The sequence below is a fragment of the Pseudarthrobacter sp. C1 genome (assembly GCF_034720455.1).
Classification (GTDB): Bacteria; Actinomycetota; Actinomycetes; order Actinomycetales; family Micrococcaceae; genus Arthrobacter.
Genome location: NZ_JAYESK010000003.1, coordinates 482,449 through 500,629, shown reverse-complemented (window position 1 = coordinate 500,629; position 18,181 = coordinate 482,449). Strand labels below are relative to the sequence as shown.

Genomic DNA, 18,181 nt, shown 5'->3' with positions numbered 1-18,181 from the left:
TTCATCAATCCATCAATTCGCTGGTTCCTGGCCCATTGGCCATCAGTGTCACGTCAAGGAGCTTCCCGTGCTGCCTTCCGCCCAGGCTCCGCTGTACGAAATCAAGGCCAACCTCTTCAAGGGGCTGGCGCACCCTGCAAGGATCCGCATCCTTGAACTGCTGGCAGCGGCTCCGCAGGAGACCGCAGCAGTGAGCTACCTCCTGGCGGAGACGGGGCTTGAAGCCTCGCACCTCTCCCAGCACCTGGCCACGTTGCGCAAGCACAAGGTGGTCACCTCTGTGCGCACCGCCAATGCCGTGACCTACCGGCTGGCGCACCCCGGGATTTCCCAACTGCTTGCCATCGCGCGGACATTCCTCCTGGACAACCTTGCCGATGCAAACGAACAGCTCCGGCTGGCGCAGCAGCTGCCTGCGGGGCACCTCGCTGGCGGGGCCGCCTCGTGAAGCCGGGCGTAAGCACTGACAGGCGGCACCCCGGCCGGTTCCTGCCCTCGAAGCTGGATTACGCGGGACTTGGAACATCGTGGCGGACTGACCTGCTGGCCGGCATCACGGTGGGCATTGTTGCCCTGCCGCTGGCCTTGGCGTTCGGCGTCAGCTCGGGAGTGGGTGCGGAGGCCGGGCTCATCACGGCGATCATCGCCGGCCTGGTGGCAGCCGTGATGGGCGGATCACCCGTCCAGGTGTCCGGCCCGACCGGTGCCATGGTTGTGGTGCTGGCCCCTGTGGTGGCAGTCCACGGCGCCGGCAGTGTGGCCGCGTTGTCACTGATGGCGGGGCTGCTGGTCTGCGTCCTGGGGTTCAGCGGCCTGGGCCGGGCGGTCGCCTTCATTCCGTGGCCCGTGGTGGAAGGCTTCACCCTCGGGATCGCCGCCATTATCTTCCTCCAACAGGTTCCGCTCGCCACCGGAACGTCGGGCATCCCGGGACACAACACCCTCATCGCTGCAGTGGAAGCCGCAGCCGCCGCAACGGTCCCGACTGCCCTGCTGACCCTCGCGGTCGTGGCGGGAGTCGCCGTCGTGATGATCCTTGTGCAGAAGCTGCTCAAGGCCCTGCCCGCCAGCCTGATCGCGGTGCTCCTCGCCACGGCGGCCGCCGAGCTGTTCCGGCTGGACATCCCCAGGATCGGCCCCCTGCCGCATTCCCTGCCCGCCCCCGCGGTTCCCGTCTTTGACCTGGATCTGCTGGGCAGCCTGGCCATGCCCGCGGTGGCAATCGCCTGCCTTGCCGCCATCGAATCCTTGCTGTCTGCCCGGGTTGCGGCAGGAATGACCGGGCCGGACGGCAGACCGAGTGGACCGTACAGCCCGGACCGGGAACTGACAGGCCAGGGCCTGGCGTCAATCGCCGCGGGCCTCTTCGGCGGCATGCCCGCCACCGGGGCCATCGCACGGACGGCTGTGAACGTCCGCTCAGGTGCAAAAACCCGCCTGGCTGCCGCTGTCCACGCCGTGGTGCTGCTCGCGATTGTCTACCTCGCCTCAGGCATGGTCAGCCGGATTCCGCTGGCAGCCCTCGGCGGAGTCCTGATGGTCACTGCGGTGCGGATGGTGTCCCGGCGGACCGTTGCGGCGATCCTCCGCTCCACCAGGTCCGACGCCGCCGTCTTCATCCTGACGGCGATCATCACGGTGGCGTTCGACCTGATCGTTGCCATCCAGATAGGGCTCGCGGCGGCAGCCCTCTTCGCCCTGCGCACGTTCGCCTCGCTGAGCAGCGTGCAGCGGGAGGAGATCCCCGGTCCGCGCGCCGAGGGTGACGAGCACATCGCAGTCCTCCGGCTGGACGGGGCCATGTTCTTCGGCGCCGCCGAACGGATCCTGCAGGAGATCAGCCAGGTCAAGGACGTCCAGGTGGCCATCATCAGACTTTCCCAGCTGAGGATGCTCGACGCCACGGGCGCGCATGCACTGGTGGAGGTGGTCTCCGCGCTTGAGCTCCGGGGAATCACCGTTCTACTCAAGGGCGTCCGGCCGGACCACCTGCGGCTGGTGACCAACGTGGGAGTGATCCGGTCCCTGCGGCACCACAAGCACCTGTTCGGGCACCTCGGGGACGCAGTGGAACACGCCCGCAGCCACGTCCGCCGTAACGCCGGCTACCGCTTGTAGCCCTTCCGGATCGCCTGGCCGCGGACCACAATCCCGGCGATGTGCAGGACCAGGCCCAGCCCGATCAGCGGGAGGGATGCCGTGGCCAGGCCGGAGTTGCCGCTGGTGTTGCCTACCAGGTTGAGGATAATTCCGACGGCGATCAGTCCCATCGCACTGAAAACCAGGACTTTGTAGCGGGTGGGCGCGGTGGCCCAGAATTCGTTCAGCACCCTGAAAGTCTACCGGCCGACCTCAGCCGCTCAGCCCGGGGCGCCATGCCTTGGCGGCTGACCGCACCTGTTGCGGAAGCCCGCCGTCGCGCGTTGCAAGGTCCTACAGGGCGGGCTGCACCCCGAAGGCTACCGCGAGCTTCATGATCTTTTCGGCGCGGCCCAGGCGGGGCAGGTCGGAACCGTCACGGATCACGCGGCCGTTGGCTTCGAAGTCGGCCATGAAGTCGGTGGCCCAGGCGACGTCCGACGGTGTGGGGCTGATGACCTCGTTGATGACGGGGGTCTGGTCGATGGCCAGGCAGAGCTTGCCGGTCATGCCCATCATCACGGTGATGCCGGTCTGCTCCCGCAGGATGGGGTGGTTGGTGCCGACGGTGGGGCCGTCGATGGGCCCGGGCAGGTTGCCGACGCGGCTGGCGACAACGAGCTTGGCGCGCGGGTAGGCCATGGCTTCCGGGGTGGCGGCCATGCCGGTGTCGCGGCGGAAGTCGCCGGAACCGAAGGCCAGCCGGAAGGCGCCCTGCGCCTTGGCAATGTTGTTGGCTTCCTCGATGCCGACGGCGGATTCCACCAACGGGATCACGGGCGTATTGCCGTCCATGCGGTGGAAGCTCTCAGTGACCTGGTCCGCGGATTCGGTCTTCGCCAGCATGATGCCGAGCAGGCCCGGCGTGCCGCGGAGTCCTGCCAGGTCCGCTGCCCAGAACGGGCTGGTGGCGTCATTGATGCGGACCCAGGCCTTGCCGCCGGCGGTCAGCCAGTCAATGACGTTGTTCCGGGCCTGGTCCTTCTGGGAGGGGTCCACTGCATCTTCAATATCCAGGATGATCGAATCGGCGCGGGACATTGCCGACTGGTCGAAGAGCTCCGTCTTCATGGCATTCACGAGGAGCCATGAGCGGGCGATCTCTGCTGGGATATTGCGTTCCGGCCTTACGGTCTCGGTGGCGATGGTAGACGTCATGTATCTACCGTATCCGCCCGGGCAGGGGCACGGGGCATAAAAACGGCCAGCTTGTGGGGTTCAATACGAACTAAACGGGATATGACGGCCGGGCAGCGAAAGTAGGTAGCAGCAGGTGCCGTTTCGGGGCGCCAAAACGACACCTGCTGCCAGTCAGCTGGGGTGGGTCAGGGGATGTTGCTGCCGCGCGCTGTCACCCAGAGTCGGTACCAGTCCGTCCGGGTCATCGCCTGGGCCACGCGGGCGGCGTCGGCACAGGCCCGGATCCGGCCCGGGTTGACGGTCCCGATCACCGGCGCGATGCCGGCCGGGTGCTTCATCAGCCACCCGAGAAGGACCGATTCCCCGGAGCTGCCGTACTCCCCCGCCAGCTGCGCCACGAGCTCGACGGTGGCTGCCTCCGCCGACGTCGGGCTCTCCGGTTCCGCGCCCGTGTACAGGCCCCTGGCGAGCGAGCCGTAGGCCTGGAGCGTGATGGAGTTCCGGACGCAGTACTCCAGGGTGCCGTGCGGGAAACTATAGTCCAGGTGCTCGGCGTGGTTGACCAGCACCTGGCTCTCCAGCCACGCCCGCTTGAGCAGGCTCATTTCCAGCTGGTTCGCCACCACCGGGGTTTCCAGCCGGTCCTGCAGCGCCTCGATCTGCGCCCCGGACATGTTGGAAACACCCAGCTGCCGCACCTTGCCTTCGGCCATCAGCTGCCCGACGGCGGCGGCCACCTCCGCCGGGTCCGCCAAGGGATCCGGGCGGTGCAGCAGGAGGATGTCCACGTAGTCCGTCCGCAGCCGCTTCAGGCTTTCGTTGACGCGCTCCAGGATGGCCTCGCGGCTGAGGTCGTAGTGCCCGGGCAGCCCGGGTTCGCCGAGCCTGATGCCGCACTTGGTCTGCAGCCGGATGCGGTCACGCAGCCCGGGAGTGGACGCCAGCACCTCGCCGAAGACCGCCTCGGACTTGCCCCTGCGGTAGATGTCCGCGTGGTCGAACAGGGTGATTCCCGCGCCCAGGGCGGCCTCGACGGCGGCAGCGGCCTCGTCAACATGCTCGGTGGCATGCGGCTCGTCGGACCAGCTGCCGCCCAGGCCCATGCAGCCATAAATCAGTTCCTGCATCAGCGCAGCCATGCCGTGGTGTTGGCGGGCAGCTTGCCGTCCTCCAGGACGTCGCTGCTGACCAGGACGGTGCCTGCCGGGAGGTCGACGGCGGTGTCCCCGAAGTTGGTCACGGACTGCCAGCCGTTGGGGCGGCGGAAGTGGAGGACCTCCGGGTTGCCGGTTTCCACCCATTCCAGCGCTTCGTCCGTCTGCAGCTCGCGGCGGAGCTTCAGGGCCTTGCGGTAGAGCTCCAGCGTGGAACCCTCGGTCCCGTCCTGCGCCTCGACGGCGTACTTGCTGAACCAGTCAGGCTGCGGCAGGTGCGCGCCGCCGTCGCCGAAGCCGAAGGAGGTTCCCTCGACCTTCCAGGGCAGGGGCACCCGGCAGCCGTCGCGGCCGATTTCGACACCCTTGTTACGGAGGAACGAGGGGTCCTGGCGTTCGGACTCCGGGATCTCCGCCACTTCCTGGAGTCCCAGCTCCTCACCCTGGTACAGGTAGGCGGAGCCCGGGACGGCGAGCATCAGCAGGGTGGCGGCGCGGGCACGGCGTTCGCCGAGCTCCACGTCCAGCTCCTCCTTGGGGCCGCCGGCCAGCAGCCAGTCCTTGCCGTCCTGGCCCTTGGTGCGCTCCTTGCCCTTGGAGACCTGCGGCAGGCCGTACCGGGTGGCGTGGCGGACAACGTCATGGTTTGAGAAGACCCAGGTGGAGGAGGCCCCCGTGGCAGCTGCCTCGGCAAGGTTGCGCGTGATGATTTCGCGGAACTCCGCCGCATCGAAGTCGGCCTGCAGGAGGTCGAAGTTGAAGGCCTGGCCGAGGCCCTCGGGGCTGGCATAGCGGGCCCGGCGGGTCGCGTGGACCCACGCCTCGGCGACGGCGGTGCGCGGCGGGTTGTACTCGTTGAACACCTCGCGCCACTCGGCGTAGATCTCATGCACTTCGTCGCGGTCCCAGAAGGGGTGCGTGCCGTCGTCGAAACCGTCCACGCCGGTGTTGGCCGCGCTCAGTTCCAGCTTGGACAGCAGCGGTTCGGTGAGGTCCTTGGTGAGCGCGTGCGCCACGTCCACCCGGAAGCCGTCCACGCCGCGGTCGGACCAGAAGCGCAGGGTCTTCAGGAAGTCCTCGCGGATTTCCCGGTTGGACCAGTTCAGGTCCGGCTGCTCCTTGGCGAAGATGTGCATGTACCACTGGCCCGGGGTGCCGTCCGGCTCGGTGATGCGTTCCCAGGCGGGCCCACCGAAGACGGAGTCCCAGTCCGACGGCGGAAACTCGCCGTTGGGGCCCTTGCCGTCACGGAAGATGTACCGGTCCCGTGCGGGGGATCCCTTGGGCGAGGCGAGCGCCTCCTTGAACCATTCGTGCCGGTTGGAGGAGTGGTTGGGGACGATGTCGGCGATGAGCTTGATGCCGGCCTGGTGCAGCGCCTTGGCCATCTCGTCAAAATCGGCCAGCGTGCCCAGCTTGGGGTCAACGTCGCGGTAGTCGTCCACGTCGTAGCCGCCGTCGGCAAGCGCCGAGGGGTAGAACGGGCTCAGCCAGACGGCGTCGATCCCGAGCGACTTCAGGTACGGGACCTTGGCGGTGATGCCCTTGAGATCGCCGATGCCGTCGCCGTTGGAGTCCGCGAAGCTGCGCGGATAGATCTGGTACACAGAGGCTTGGCGCCACCAGTTCGGATCGGCCAGGCGGTCGGAATCGGAAAGGGTTGCCAGAGTGGCGGTGGTGGACAAGGGGTGATCCTTTGCTGCTTGTCGACTATATTTATTTTGGTTCTAAATTTAGCTGCCCGATCATTATCTGGCGCGTTGCACGGAAAGGTCAACAGCATGGCTGAAACCACCGCCGCCACCCCCCAACTGCTGCGCCGTGTCAGCGCCGGCGCCGTACTGGACTTCATGCGCTCCTCCGGCGTCGTCACCGTCACCGAAGTCATGGAAGCCACCGGCCTCACCCGCGCCACCGCCATCTCCGTCTGCGAGGACCTCAAGGAGCGGGGCTGGCTCCGCGAACTGGAGAACCAGCGTGCATCCGGCGGGTACCGGAAGGGCCGGCCCGCCCGCCGCTTCCAACTCAACGAGCGTGCCGGCTACGTACTGGGCATGGACGTGGGGGTTTCCAAGGCCACGGTGGTGGTGTCGGACCTTCGCGGGCAGGTGCTGGGGCGGTCCACGCTGCCCTTCGCGGAAGCCGAAATTTCGGCCGGGGAACGCATCTCCGTCATCGACCGGGCTGCGATGACGGCACTTCGCAGCGTGGGCGCCGCCCCGGAGTCGGTCCTCGCCGTCTGCGCCGGCATTGCCGCCCCGGTGGACCGCAACGGTGACGTGCTGGTGGCCCAGCATTTCTGGGGATTGTTCGACGTCGGCCTGAAGGCAGCCATGCGGGACCGGCACGGCTGGACGGTCCTGCTGGAAAACGACGCCAACCTTGCCGCCCTCGGCGACCGCTGGCGGGGTGCGGCGGCGGGAGTGGACGACGTCGTGGTGATCCTTGCCAGTGAGCGTTTCGGTTCAGGGGTGATCGACGGCGGGCGGCTGCTGCACGGGAGCCGCGGCGGCGCCGGTGAACTCGCCTTCCTGGACCAGGTCGAGGGTGTGGGGGACACCTTCGGCATTGCAAGCCTCGCCAGGACGTGGGCGGCCGAGGCGCTGGCCGGCAAAACCCGGACATCCCTCCGGGATTATGCAGCCCAAGGCGGGGCGGAGGCTGAGCACGTCTTCGCGGCCGGTGCTGAAGGCGACGCCGTGGCCCTGCGCATTCTTGAACGCCTGGCGGACCGGCTGGCCCGGGTCATTGGCGCGGTGGCGACGGTGTTCAACCCGGAGCTTGTGGTGATCGGCGGTGCAGTGGCCAACTCCGCAGGCGTCCTGCTCGAACCGATCAAACGGCGGCTGAAGGATTTCACCGCCACTCCCCCGCGGATTGCGGTCTCGCCGCTGGGCGACTCGATCGTGACCGTTGGGGCCGTCCGGGGCGCGCTGGACTACGTGGAGAAGCATTCCCTCGACTTGCAGCTGGTCCCCCGCGCTTAGTCCGCGCTAGGGCTGCAGGGCAGCGGCGATGGGCAGTGTGCCGTCACAGAATTCGATGGTCCTGCCCGCGGTTTCCGGCAGGTCCAGCACGGCGGCCGCGACGCTTGCCGTGTTGCTCCGCGAGGTTTCCCGGCTGCCCCCGGGAGCGGGATCGACGTCGATCAGCCCGGTTCCCGGCCTGTCCGTCAACGCCCCCGGGCCCAGGATGGTCCAGGCAAGGCCGGTGCCGCGCAGGTACTCGTCGGCGGCGGCCTTCGCCTCGGCGTACGCAAAGAAGGAGTGGTCCTCCGGCACGCCGTGGTCCTTCCCGGCGCCCAGGTAGGACACCATCACGTAGCGGCCCACATTGGCTTCGGCGGCCGCATCCATCGAACGGATGGCCGCGTCCCGGTCCACCGCATAGGTGCGTGCCGGGTTGCCGCCGCCCGCACCGGCGGACCAGACCACCGCGTCATGGCCCTTCAACGCTTCGGCGAGTGCCGCCGTCGTCGCATTCTCAACGTCCAGGACCGACGGCACCGCCCCCGTAGCGGCGACGTCGGCTGCATGGTCCGGGTTGCGGATGAACGAGGTAACGCTGTGGCCTTCTTCCGTGAGCAGGGCGGACAGGTGAAGGGCCACTTTGCCGTGGCCGCCGATGATTGCGATTCGCGTCATGCCCCCATTCTGCCCTTCACCGCAGGACGCGGTAGCGCAGGTAGGCCACGCCGTTGCCGAAACGGCGCAGGTCGAGGAGCTCAAGCTTTGATTCCAGGCCGTCCGGCAGGGCCCGCAGGCCTCCCCCGACCACCACCGGATTGATCAGGAATCCGCACTCGTCCACCAGTCCTGCCGCGAATGCCAGTCCTGCCAGGTTGGCACCGCCGATGCTCATCGTCCCGTCCGTTGCGTCCTTCATCGCCCGGACGGCAGCCGGGTCGAAGGTGCGCTCGATCCGGGTCCGGGGCGTCTCAGCGACAGCAAGCGAAGAGGAGTAGACAACCTTGTCTGCCCCCTGCCAGATCCGGGCATAGTCCTGGATCACCGGCGGGTCTCCGGGGCCGCCCATGGTTTCCCAGACCGCCATCACGTCGTACATCCTGCGGCCGAGCAGGAACGTCCCGACGTCCCGTTCGAGGTCGTTGACGAAGGCGTGGACTTCCTCGTCGGGGGCGCTCCAGTCGAAATTGCCGTTGCGGTCCGCCACGTATCCGTCCAGGGAGGTGATGCAGGTGTAAGTGAGCTGGCCCATGGTCCCTATTGTGGCCGCGAAGGCAGGCAGTTGGAAGCCGCCAGGGGCCACGCGCAGTTCCCCGGCGCGGTCAGGCTGTCCGCCGGTGGTCCGGGCCCGTGCCGAGGAGCACCCGCAGTCCCGGCACCGTGCGGGAAACGTGGCCAAGGCCAAAGGAAAGGAGGAGACCGAGCACGGCGACCAGGAGGAATTTGGCCCCGGCGGGCCAGGCAACCTGCAGGATCGCCACCTGGACGCCCACGACGACGAAGATGTGCAGGATGTAGGCGGCATAGCTGGCCGTGGCCATCGCTGACACCAGCCGCACCGGCCGGCGGAAGAGCTCGCGCAACGTGACCAGCAGGCCCACTCCCAGGCCGGCGCAGACCAACGTCTCCAGGGCGACCCGCACCAGCGAACGCCAGTCCACTCCGCCCGTCGCCGTGGCAGCGCCCCAGAGTCCCAGTGCCTGCAGGGAGAAGATGGCCGCGGACGCCGCAAGGCCCACAGCCAGCCAGGTGAAGCCGACGCGGCGCTGAATCCGCCGGAACCAGTCGTTCCGGTAGGCGAGGATGCCCAAGGCAAACAGGCTCACATACTGGGTGAGGTTTGCGGGTTCTGCCGGTATGACAAAGAAGAGTGGTACCCAGTCATCGACGGGAAACCACCACCGGACAACCCACGTAACCACGATCAGGGCAGTTGCGTAAGACAGGATGGCGCCGTGGCCGGGCGGCGGCAGCATCTGCCGCGGGGTCCCTGGTGAGGCCGGGCGCAACCAGCGGACCCGCTCCGCCAGCAGGACATAGGCGGCCGTATAAAGGAGGAGGTGTGCCAGGAACCAGAGGTAGAAGTAGGCACCCTGCCAGGCGTCGTCATACAGCGACCTGACGAACTCCCCCGGCTCGGGACTTCCGGATGCCAGATAGGCGAGTGGAACGTTGACCGCCGCGACGAAGACCACGAGCGGCACCCCGATGCGGACCCACCGTTCCTTGAGGAACCGGCGCGGACCTTTGCGCTCATAGGATCCGGGCAGGAAATAGCCGGCCACCAGGAACAACAGGCCCAGGCCCACGGCCGCGTTCACCGTGTAGAACGGCACGAACCAGTCGCTGGTGGCCTGGTCTTCCACCGGCCAGAAGCCGCCGGTGGGGCCGTACGCCTGGGCTGCATGGTGGATGATCACCATGGAGATAATCAGCACCCTCAGGACATCCACGAAGGCCAGCCGCCCTGTCCCGGCGGACACAGCGGCGGGCCCGCCGGACCCTGCTGCTTGGGGCATCCTGAACCCTCCCTGCCGCCACCGTTGCTGCTTCTGACTCCATCGTGGCCCGTCCGTCCCACGGCACCAGAGCCAAAGGACCTTCCGTGGGTGCCACGCAAAAAGGGCACAGAAAAGCCCCCGGAATCTTGGGAATTCCAGGGGCTTAGCCTGTAGCGGTGGGGAGGCTCGATCTCCCGACCTCACGATTATGAGTCGTGCGCTCTAACCAACTGAGCTACACCGCCACGAATGAGAAAAACCTGCGCCAAGCCGGTCAAAACCGCCTTGACACAGGCCCTCATCCAGAGCCCCCCACCGGAATCGATCCGGTGACCTCGTTCTTACCAAGAACGCGCTCTACCACTGAGCTAGGGGGGCAACGAGTAAATACTCTACCGGAAGATTTTCCCACCAACAAATCGGCGCTCCAACGCAGCCCTGGCCCCTTAAAAGCGCAGAAAACCGGGCCTAAATGAGCCTTCGGTGCGCCGATGCAGGGCCGGCAGGGCCCGCGGTGAAACAGGTGTGACGAAGCGAACACGCCGGTCCCGCCGTCGTGCGTTAAACGCCGATGGGCCGGCTCGAAAGCCGGCCCATCGGGGGAACTGCGTCAGGCTAGCTGACGGTTACCACTTGCCCTTGCGGTTGAAGTCGCGCTGGCCGCCCTCGTTGCCGTGGCGGGGCTTGCGGGATCCGTCACCGTGGCCGCCGAAGCGGGAGTCGCTGGCCTGGCCGCGGTTGGCACCGCTGTCAGCGCTGAAGGAACGCTCGCTGTAGGAGCGGCCGCCGCGGTCAGCGGAGGATCGCTCGCCGTCGTTCTTGCGGAATTCCTTCTTGAAGCCGCCGTTGCCCTTGAAGTTGCCTCCCCGGTCACCGCCGCGGTTGCCCTGGTAGGAGCCGCGGTCGCCGGCAGGCTTGCGGCCGTTGTCCAGCTCGAGGTGGATCAGCTCGCCGCCGATCCGGGTGCGGGACAGCGCACGCAGCTGCTCGGGGCTCAGGTCCGCCGGGAGTTCCACCAGGGAGTGGTCCGAGCGGATGTCGATGCCGCCGATCTGTGCCGAGGAGATGCCGCCCTCGTTGGCAATGGCGCCCACGATGGAACCGGGCATGACGCGCTGGCGGCGTCCTACAGCGATCCGGTAGGTGGCGTTACCCTCGGTGAGCGTGCGGGTCGGTCCACGGGAACCGAAGCCGTCCTTGGACCGCTCGCGCTTCTGGAACTCCGGCGCTGCGGGCAGTTCCTTCACCAGCAGCGGCTGTCCGCCCTGGGCCATTACGGCAAGGGCTGCAGCGATCTCCGACGCCGGAACATTGTGCTCTTCCTCGTAGGAAGCGATGAGGTCGCGGAACGGGGCCACGTCCTCCGAGGCGAGGGTCTCCGTGATCCGCTCGGCAAACTTGCCCAGGCGGAGGGTGTTCACGGTCTCCGCGGTGGGCAGGTGCATCTGCTCCACCGGCTGGCGCGTGGCCTTCTCGATGGAACGCAGCAGGTACTTCTCCCGCGGCGTCATGAACAGGATGGCATCGCCGGAACGGCCTGCGCGGCCGGTGCGGCCGATGCGGTGCACGTAGGACTCGGTGTCGTGCGGGATGTCGTAGTTGATGACGTGGCTGATGCGCTCCACGTCAAGGCCACGGGCGGCGACGTCGGTGGCCACGAGGATGTCGATGCGGCCTTCCTTCAGCGCGTCCACAGTGCGCTCGCGCTGCTGCTGCGGGATGTCACCGTTGATCGCGGCGGCCTGGAAACCGCGGGACTTCAGCTTGTCAGCCAGGTCCTCGGTAGCCATCTTGGTGCGCACGAAGGCGATGACGCCGTCGAACTCTTCGACCTCGAGGATGCGGGTCATGGCATCAAGCTTGTGCGGGCCCATGACCTGCAGGTACCGCTGGCGGGTGTTGGCGCCGGTGGTGGTCTTGGACTTGACGGAGATCTCGGCCGGGTTGTTCAGGTACTGCTTGGACATGCGGCGGATCTGGCTCGGCATGGTGGCGGAGAACAGTGCCACCTGGCGGTCCGACGGGGTCTGCTGGAAGATCTGCTCCACGTCTTCGGCGAAGCCCATGCGCAGCATTTCGTCGGCCTCGTCCAGCACCAGGTACTGGAGTTCGGACAGGTCCAGGGAACCCTTGGAGATGTGGTCGATCACGCGGCCGGGGGTACCGACAACAACCTGGGCGCCGCGGCGCAGGCCGGCGAGCTGCGGGCCGTAGGCGGAACCGCCGTAGACGGGGAGGACGGTGAAATCGTCAATGTGCTTGGCGTACGAGGTGAAGGCCTCGGCAACCTGGAGCGCCAGTTCGCGGGTGGGAGCCAGGACCAGTGCCTGGGTCTTCCGGGACGGGCCGTTGAGGTCGTGGAGCTCGGCCAGGCGGGACAGTGCCGGTACTGCGAATGCTGCAGTCTTACCGGTGCCGGTCTGGGCGAGGCCCACGACGTCGCGGCCTTCGAGCAGCAGCGGGATGGTTGCTGCCTGGATGGGGGACGGCTTCTCGTAGCCGACGTCCTGGAGGGCGGCGAGGACGCGGCCGTCGATGCCGAGGTCGGCGAACTTGACGCCTTCTTCTTCGTCTTCCTCAGCCTTGGCAGCGGGAGCATCTTCAGCTTTAGGGGCGGGAGCTTCGTCAGCCCGGGCGGCGGGAGCGGCCGGCGCTTCAGCAGGGGCTTCGGCGGGAACCGTTGCGGCCTCGGCTGCGGGAGCAGCGGGCTCGGTGAATTCGATGCTGGCTGTTGCTGCGTCAGCGGCGGCGTCGTTGTGATTTTCGGGCATAGGGGAATATTCCTCATCCATAGGGGGCCAGACGGCACTACCCGAGGTGAGCGGAGCCGCAGTACGTGTGACCAAAGGTGCCGGGCAAACGTTGACCGGCCGGTCACAGAAGTCCGGCGCTTTCGCAATCCCGTGGCAGGACTTCCCGCTGCATCTCTTGGCTGCTATCCCAGCAGTCTGTACAGCGTTTTCTTTAGCCGGCTCTCCCTATGAAAATGCCCGCATCGCTTGCGCGGGCCCCAACACTTGCCAGTCCTGCCTCAAAAATTGGGCAGGAATAAGGGATTTCCGGAGTGGGGGATATCTCCAGTGTAGGGCACGCGCCCGCTCCAGCGGAAATTGAGGGCACGACGGCGGCGGTGAGCTTGCGCACACCGCTCCCCTGCCGCCCGCTTCAGCCTGCGGCTACCGGCCCAGCTGCCGTTCCAGCGCCTCGAACTTCTGCTCGAACTCCGGCTGCTGCAGGCGGATCTCCCCGTCGGCATCGGCGTCGCGCAGTGCTTCCATTGCCTCCAAATCCGGCTCGCTGAACCACTTGCCCACGGTGATGCCGTGCTTCGGGACATACAGCCGGTGGATATGGTCTCCCGCCTGGATGCTCCCGGTCCTGATGACGCGGAGATAGGCTCCCACCCGGCCCTCCTCCGTGAACCTCTTGACGAAGTGGGGCTCCCGCATCCGGCGCTGGAAGGTGGCGCAGGGGGTACGGGGCGAGGTCACCTCCACTTCGACGTCCAGGCCGATCCGCCAGCGCTCACCAATCACGGCGCCGGTGACATCGATCCCGGCCACCCGCAGGTTTTCGCCAAAGCTCCCCGGGGGCAGGTCCCGCCCGAGTTCACGGGACCAGTAGTCCGCATCCTGCTGGGAGTAGGCGTACAGGGCCTGGTCCGGTCCCCCGTGGTGGACGCGGTTCGCCTGGATGTCGCCCTGGAGGCCCAGCCGGTGCACCTTGACCGGGCCCTCGACGGGGCGCTTGTCGATGGCGGTGACGCCCACGTTCGAGGCATCCGGCAGGAGCTGGTGGACGCGGCACACGGCGAGGACGGAGGCGGTTTCCATGGCTCCAGTGTATGGCTCCCCTTCCCAGCTCCCGCACCCAACCGGCCCGCATTTAATGTCGCCAAACAGCGGTTTCGCGACGTTTAATGCGAGCTGCTTGGGCCAGCGGGCACCGGCAGGGACTACGCTGATTTAAGGATTGCAATGGGGGGTGCAGCGCTGTGCCCAATTCACGTGGACAACGGAGGGGGACACCATGGACCCGAACAAGGACCCGGACCCCGGGCGGCCCGGCAGCGACCGGCCTGCGGGCGAGGGCGTCCCGCCGGCCGGAGACGGGCACAGCGGCGCCAAGCCTCCTCCCTGGCAGGTACCCAAGCCGGAGCTCCGCCCCGAACTGCTCAACGAGCCGGTTACCCCCGTGGACCCGTTCGCCCGGGACCGCGAGCGGCAGCTCAACGAGGAAGCCTCCCGGAAGAAGCGCTCCCAGCGGCGCACCGTCGTCGTGGGTTTGGGCGTGACGGCGCTGCTCGCCGGCACCATCACCGCCGTGGTGGCCAGCAACCAGGATGATCCCGAGTACGCGCAGGTGTGTTTCAACGACGAAACTGGCGAGCGCGTGGAAGACACGAACTGCAACAGCTCCGCCGGCAGGGGCGGCGGCCTCTATGCCTGGTACTTCTTTTCCCGCGGCGCGTACGTCCCCGCCATCGGCCAGAACCGCTCCACAGCCCCCAACTACACCAAAACTGTTCCCAGCGGCGCGAAAGCGTCCACGGGGTACAGCACCAAGGGCGGAACGGTCAGCCGCGGCGGCTTCGGCACCAGCGCCAAAAGCGGCACCAGCGGTGGCGGCAGCAAGGTCTCGGGGGGCTGAGCGTGAAGCGGTTGACGTCTGAGCCCCGTCCCGGCTGGAAGCAGAAGATCGAAGAGCAGGGCCTGGTGTTCTCCACCACCACCATGGAGGACGGGCGCCGGATCGAGTACTGGAACGAGTCTGCGTACTACGAATTCACCATGGAGGAGGTGGAAACCCTCGAGGCGACGGCCGAAAACATGCACAAGATGTGCCTGGAAGCGGCCAAGTTCCTGGCCACCGGCGCCATGGGCCACATCGGCATCGGCCCGCAGGCCCTCGAACTGGCCGCGGAATCCCTCCAGGCCGGGGACGTGGACGTCTACGGCCGGTTCGACTTCATCTATGACGGGCAGGGCGGCCCGGCCAGGATGCTCGAATACAACGCGGACACCCCCACGGGCCTGATCGAAGCGGCGGTGGCGCAGTGGTTCTGGCTGCAGGACGTCTTTCCGGAAAAGGACCAGTGGAACGGCATCCACGAAGCCCTGATCCGGCAGTGGAAGAAGGTGCAGTACCGCACCGGGATGAGCACCCTGCACGTTGCCCACTCGGAGGTCGAGGAGTCCGGCGAGGACTGGATGACGGCGGCCTACATGCGGGACGTGGCCAGCCAGGCGGGCTGGACCACCATCGGCATCAACATGTCCGATATCGGCTGGGACCCCAACCTCAACCGCTTCGTGGACCTGGACAACTTCATGATCAGCACCATCTTCAAGCTCTACCCGTGGGAGCTGATGATGAAGGAACCGTTCGGGCACCGGCTGCTGGAACGCGCCCACAACCCCCGCTGGATCGAGCCGGCCTGGAAGATGCTGCTCTCCAACAAGGCCCTGCTGGCCGCGCTGTGGCACCTCTACCCCGAGCACCCCAACCTGCTGCCCGCGTACCTCAACGAGCCGGGGCCGCTGAAGGAATGGGTGGCCAAGCCCCTGCACGGCCGCGAAGGCGACAACATCAAGATCCACGCGCAAGGCATCAGCCTGGAGCAGCCCGGCGGCTACGGCCGTGAAGGCTGGTGCTACCAGCAGTACCAGGAACTGCCCGACTTCGACGGCAACCATCCCGTCCTCGGCCTGTGGGTGGTGGACGGGGAGTCCGTGGGCTGCGGCATCCGGGAATCTGACGGGCCGGTCACGGATTATTTTTGCCGCTTCGTGCCCAACACCATCGACGCGCCGGCGCCGCTTTCGGCCGGGGCATCCTCCAGCAAAGCAGGTATCGCACTATGAACCCGGTGACAGCATGAGCACGGAGATTACGACGACGGGAGGCCCGGGCGGCGCGCACGGGACCACAGTTCCGGCCAAGGGACTCCGGGCCGGCATCCTGGATCTCGGCGACTCCGTGATGATTGGCCTTGCCTCCACGGCGCCGGTGTACTCACTGGCGGCAACACTAGGCCTGATCGTGGCCGTCAACGGGAACTACACTCCCCTGATCCTGCTGCTGGGCTTCATCCCCGTCCTGTTCATCGCCTATGCGTTCCGCGAGCTGAACAGTGCCATCCCGGACTGCGGAACCACCTTTACGTGGTCACGCCGCACCTTCGGCCCCTGGGCGGGCTGGCTGGGCGGCTGGGGCGTGGCGCTCGCGGGCATTGTGGTCCTGGCAAACCTTGCACAGGTGGCCGGACAGTATCTGTGGCTCCTGGTGGGCGACGGTTCCCTGGCAGAGAACAAGGCAGTGGTCACGGCCACGGGCGTGCTGTTCATCGCCGTCATGACCCTGGTCAACTACCGCGGCATCCGGCTGGGCGAGCACGTCCAGCGGGTCCTGACGTATGTGCAGTACATTGCGCTGGGCATCTTCGCCCTGGCCATCGTCGTCGGGATTGTCCGGGGCTCGGCGGGCGGCGAGACCACCATCCAGCCCTTCGATTTCGAGTGGTTCAACCCGGCAGGTGCGTTCGCGGATCCGGGAGCAGTGGTCCACGGCGTGCTCCTTGCCCTGTTCATCTATTGGGGCTGGGACACCTGCCTTGCAGTGAATGAGGAAACCGAGAACCCCTCCACCACCCCCGGCCGCGGTGCCGTGATTTCCGCGTTCATCCTGGTGGCCATCTATGTGTCCGTCGCGCTGCTGGTGATGATGTACGCCACCGTGGGCACCGAAGGCATCGGTTTGGGCAACGAGGCCAACCAGGACGACGTCTTCCTGGCCATGCGGGACGTGGTGCTGGGCCCGTGGGGCTGGCTGATCGTCGTCGCGGTCCTGGCCTCCGTTCTGTCCTCCACCCAGACCACCATCCTGCCCACCGCCCGCGGCACCCTCTCCATGGGGGTCCACGGCGCACTGCCGGCCAAGTTCGGCGAGGTGCATCCGAAGAACCAGACGCCCGGCTTTTCCACCCAGGTCATGGGGGCGGCGGCCATCGCGTACTACGTGGCCATGAGCTTCCTCAGCGAAAACCTGCTCTCCGACTCCATCAGCGCCATCAGCCTGTTCATCGCGTTCTATTACGCCCTGACCGGTTTTGCCTGCTTCTGGTACTTCCGCAGCACCCTTCGGGAGTCGGGGCGGAATCTGTGGTTCCGGGGCATCCTTCCGCTCGTTGGCGCCCTGCTGCTGACCGCCGCCTTCTTCGTCTCGGCCGTCCAGATGTGGGACCCGGCCTACGGCGACACCCAGATCTTCGGCGTCGGCGGCGCGTTCGTCAGCGGGGTGCTGCTGCTGGCCCTGGGCTTGGTGCTCGCCGTCGTCTGCCGTTTCCTGCCGTCCACCCGCGGCTACTTCACCGGGACCAACGTCCCAGGCCAAACCGCCGCCCCCTCCCCCAAGTAAGTAGCGCTAAGTGTCGTTTTGAGGGGTCAAAACGACACTTAGCGCTACCTAGTTGGGCCGGGCGCGCAGAGGGGTCATGCCGAGAAGCCGCCGTCGGATTTGATGAGCTGGCCGGAGACCCAGCGGCCGGCGGGTGAGAGCAGGAACGCCACAGTGCCGGCGACGTCGGCCGGTGTGCCGAGGCGGCCCGTGGGCTGCCGGGCCAGGACAGCCGAGCGGACCGCGTCGTCCATCCAGCCGGTGTCCACCGGCCCCGGGTTCAGCACGTTCGCCGAGATGCCCAGCGGCCCAAGCTCCCGGGCGGCGGCAATCACGATCCTGTCCAGCGCACCCTTCGAGGCGCCGTACGGCAGGTTGAACGCTGTATGGTCACTGGTCAGCGCAACGATCGCGCCGCCGTCGTCCGTTGCCTGCCGCGCGAAGGCGGCAATCAGCTGCCAGCTGGCACGGGTGTTGACGGCGAAGTGCCGCTCGAACGACTCAAGGCTGGTATCCAGGATCCCTGAATCGACCGACTCGGCGTGGCTCAGCACCATGCCGTGCAGCGGGCCCGCGAGCTGAACGGCGTCAGCCACCAGCTTCTCAGCCGTGGCAGGGTCCTCCAGGTCCGCCGGCAGGGTGTAAACCCGGGCTCCGATGGCTTCCAGTTCGGCTGTCAGGCGGACGACGTCGTCCGGTTCAGTTCCCCACGGCATGCGGGCGTCGTAGTCCTGCCAGTAAGCCAGCACCAGGTCCCAGCCCTCCGCCGCCAGCTGCCGGGCAATACCCGCGCCGATGGAGGCAAGGCGGCCCGCGCCCGTCACGAGGGCTACGTTTCGGACGGGAACTTCGGGTGGGGTCTCCATGGGACCAGCCTAGCGGCGGC

Annotated in this window: 16 protein-coding genes and 2 tRNA genes; 6 read left to right on the top strand and 12 right to left on the bottom strand. The window is 67.2% G+C overall.

The features are described from left to right. The first annotated feature begins 67 nt into the window (after positions 1-67). Complete coding sequence (locus U7114_RS07470; RefSeq protein WP_323056976.1) at positions 68-448, top strand: metalloregulator ArsR/SmtB family transcription factor; 381 nt, start codon at positions 68-70, stop codon at positions 446-448. Continuing rightward, the gene (locus tag U7114_RS07465) at positions 445-2,118 is read left to right on the top strand and encodes a SulP family inorganic anion transporter (protein WP_323056975.1); all 1,674 of its coding nucleotides are present in this window, start codon (positions 445-447) and stop codon (positions 2,116-2,118) included. Before U7114_RS07470 ends, U7114_RS07465 begins: the two co-directional genes overlap by 4 nt. Here the strand turns inward: U7114_RS07465 and U7114_RS07460 are convergent. The 4 genes from U7114_RS07460 to U7114_RS07445 all read right to left on the bottom strand — a co-directional run bounded on the left by U7114_RS07460 (position 2,106) and on the right by U7114_RS07445 (position 6,118). After that, on the bottom strand, positions 2,106-2,330 hold the full coding sequence (locus U7114_RS07460) for a DUF3188 domain-containing protein (protein ID WP_321214105.1): 225 nt from the start codon (positions 2,328-2,330) through the stop codon (positions 2,106-2,108). The two genes, U7114_RS07465 and U7114_RS07460, sit on opposite strands and share 13 nt — an antisense overlap. Before the next feature lie 103 nt (positions 2,331-2,433). Beyond that, entirely contained in the window at positions 2,434-3,297 is an 864-nt protein-coding gene (locus U7114_RS07455) for a CoA ester lyase (protein WP_323056974.1), read from the bottom strand. A gap of 167 nt (positions 3,298-3,464) precedes the next feature. Next, positions 3,465-4,406: an aldo/keto reductase gene (locus U7114_RS07450; protein ID WP_323056973.1), complete on the bottom strand. Its 942-nt coding sequence runs from the start codon at positions 4,404-4,406 to the stop codon at positions 3,465-3,467. Beyond that, positions 4,406-6,118, bottom strand: coding sequence for a glycoside hydrolase family 13 protein (locus U7114_RS07445; RefSeq protein WP_323056972.1), 1,713 nt, complete (start codon positions 6,116-6,118; stop codon positions 4,406-4,408). Before U7114_RS07445 ends, U7114_RS07450 begins: the two co-directional genes overlap by 1 nt. A 96-nt stretch (positions 6,119-6,214) precedes the next feature. On the opposite strand from U7114_RS07445, the gene U7114_RS07440 reads away from it, so the two are divergent. After that, positions 6,215-7,420: an ROK family protein gene (locus tag U7114_RS07440; protein ID WP_323056971.1), complete on the top strand. Its 1,206-nt coding sequence runs from the start codon at positions 6,215-6,217 to the stop codon at positions 7,418-7,420. A gap of 6 nt (positions 7,421-7,426) precedes the next feature. Here the strand turns inward: U7114_RS07440 and U7114_RS07435 are convergent, their stop codons facing one another. The 7 genes from U7114_RS07435 to U7114_RS07405 form a co-directional block, all read right to left on the bottom strand. After that, complete coding sequence (locus U7114_RS07435; RefSeq protein WP_157241574.1) at positions 7,427-8,077, bottom strand: NAD(P)H-binding protein; 651 nt, start codon at positions 8,075-8,077, stop codon at positions 7,427-7,429. A gap of 16 nt (positions 8,078-8,093) precedes the next feature. Beyond that, positions 8,094-8,651, bottom strand: coding sequence for a dihydrofolate reductase family protein (locus tag U7114_RS07430; protein WP_321214110.1), 558 nt, complete (start codon positions 8,649-8,651; stop codon positions 8,094-8,096). A 70-nt stretch (positions 8,652-8,721) separates the two neighbouring features. Beyond that, on the bottom strand, positions 8,722-9,918 hold the full coding sequence (locus tag U7114_RS07425) for an acyltransferase family protein (protein ID WP_323056970.1): 1,197 nt from the start codon (positions 9,916-9,918) through the stop codon (positions 8,722-8,724). A gap of 153 nt (positions 9,919-10,071) precedes the next feature. Beyond that, a tRNA-Met gene (locus U7114_RS07420) sits at positions 10,072-10,145 on the bottom strand. 61 nt (positions 10,146-10,206) lie between these two features. After that, positions 10,207-10,278: transfer RNA gene (locus U7114_RS07415), tRNA-Thr, on the bottom strand. A 248-nt stretch (positions 10,279-10,526) separates the two neighbouring features. After that, complete coding sequence (locus U7114_RS07410) at positions 10,527-12,671, bottom strand: DEAD/DEAH box helicase (RefSeq protein WP_321214112.1); 2,145 nt, start codon at positions 12,669-12,671, stop codon at positions 10,527-10,529. 405 nt (positions 12,672-13,076) lie between these two features. Then, positions 13,077-13,733 (bottom strand): MOSC domain-containing protein, encoded by a 657-nt coding sequence (locus U7114_RS07405; RefSeq protein ID WP_157241570.1) that lies wholly within the window; start codon positions 13,731-13,733, stop codon positions 13,077-13,079. Positions 13,734-13,929: 196 nt separating this feature from the next. Here U7114_RS07405 and U7114_RS07400 point away from each other — a divergent pair, with 196 nt between their 5' ends. From U7114_RS07400 to U7114_RS07390, 3 genes are read left to right on the top strand one after another with little or no spacing between them, the layout of a single operon-like run. Next, complete coding sequence (locus U7114_RS07400; RefSeq protein ID WP_157243011.1) at positions 13,930-14,550, top strand: Tat pathway signal protein; 621 nt, start codon at positions 13,930-13,932, stop codon at positions 14,548-14,550. A 2-nt stretch (positions 14,551-14,552) separates the two neighbouring features. Then, complete coding sequence (locus U7114_RS07395; protein WP_321214114.1) at positions 14,553-15,764, top strand: glutathionylspermidine synthase family protein; 1,212 nt, start codon at positions 14,553-14,555, stop codon at positions 15,762-15,764. A 13-nt stretch (positions 15,765-15,777) separates the two neighbouring features. Beyond that, a complete protein-coding gene (locus U7114_RS07390) occupies positions 15,778-17,316 on the top strand; it encodes an APC family permease (RefSeq protein ID WP_323056969.1) in 1,539 nt (512 codons plus the stop codon). A 74-nt stretch (positions 17,317-17,390) separates the two neighbouring features. Here U7114_RS07390 and U7114_RS07385 read toward each other — a convergent pair whose 3' ends face one another. Continuing rightward, complete coding sequence (locus U7114_RS07385; RefSeq protein ID WP_323056968.1) at positions 17,391-18,161, bottom strand: SDR family oxidoreductase; 771 nt, start codon at positions 18,159-18,161, stop codon at positions 17,391-17,393. Positions 18,162-18,181 lie beyond the last annotated feature (20 nt).

Excerpts from the sequence above, each read along its gene's own strand:
- U7114_RS07435 (WP_157241574.1), bottom strand. The coding sequence starts at position 8,077 with ATGACGCGAATCGCAATCATCGGCGGCCACGGCAAAGTGGCCCTTCAC.
- U7114_RS07440 (WP_323056971.1), top strand. The coding sequence starts at position 6,215 with ATGGCTGAAACCACCGCCGCCACCCCCCAACTGCTGCGCCGTGTCAGC.
- U7114_RS07400 (WP_157243011.1), top strand. The coding sequence starts at position 13,930 with ATGGACCCGAACAAGGACCCGGACCCCGGGCGGCCCGGCAGCGACCGG.
- U7114_RS07385 (WP_323056968.1), bottom strand. The coding sequence starts at position 18,161 with ATGGAGACCCCACCCGAAGTTCCCGTCCGAAACGTAGCCCTCGTGACG.
- U7114_RS07450 (WP_323056973.1), bottom strand. The coding sequence starts at position 4,406 with ATGCAGGAACTGATTTATGGCTGCATGGGCCTGGGCGGCAGCTGGTCC.
- U7114_RS07390 (WP_323056969.1), top strand. The coding sequence starts at position 15,778 with ATGAGCACGGAGATTACGACGACGGGAGGCCCGGGCGGCGCGCACGGG.
- U7114_RS07405 (WP_157241570.1), bottom strand. The coding sequence starts at position 13,733 with ATGGAAACCGCCTCCGTCCTCGCCGTGTGCCGCGTCCACCAGCTCCTG.
- U7114_RS07430 (WP_321214110.1), bottom strand. The coding sequence starts at position 8,651 with ATGGGCCAGCTCACTTACACCTGCATCACCTCCCTGGACGGATACGTG.
- U7114_RS07455 (WP_323056974.1), bottom strand. The coding sequence starts at position 3,297 with ATGACGTCTACCATCGCCACCGAGACCGTAAGGCCGGAACGCAATATC.
- U7114_RS07410 (WP_321214112.1), bottom strand. The coding sequence starts at position 12,671 with ATGCCCGAAAATCACAACGACGCCGCCGCTGACGCAGCAACAGCCAGC.
- U7114_RS07425 (WP_323056970.1), bottom strand. The coding sequence starts at position 9,918 with ATGCCCCAAGCAGCAGGGTCCGGCGGGCCCGCCGCTGTGTCCGCCGGG.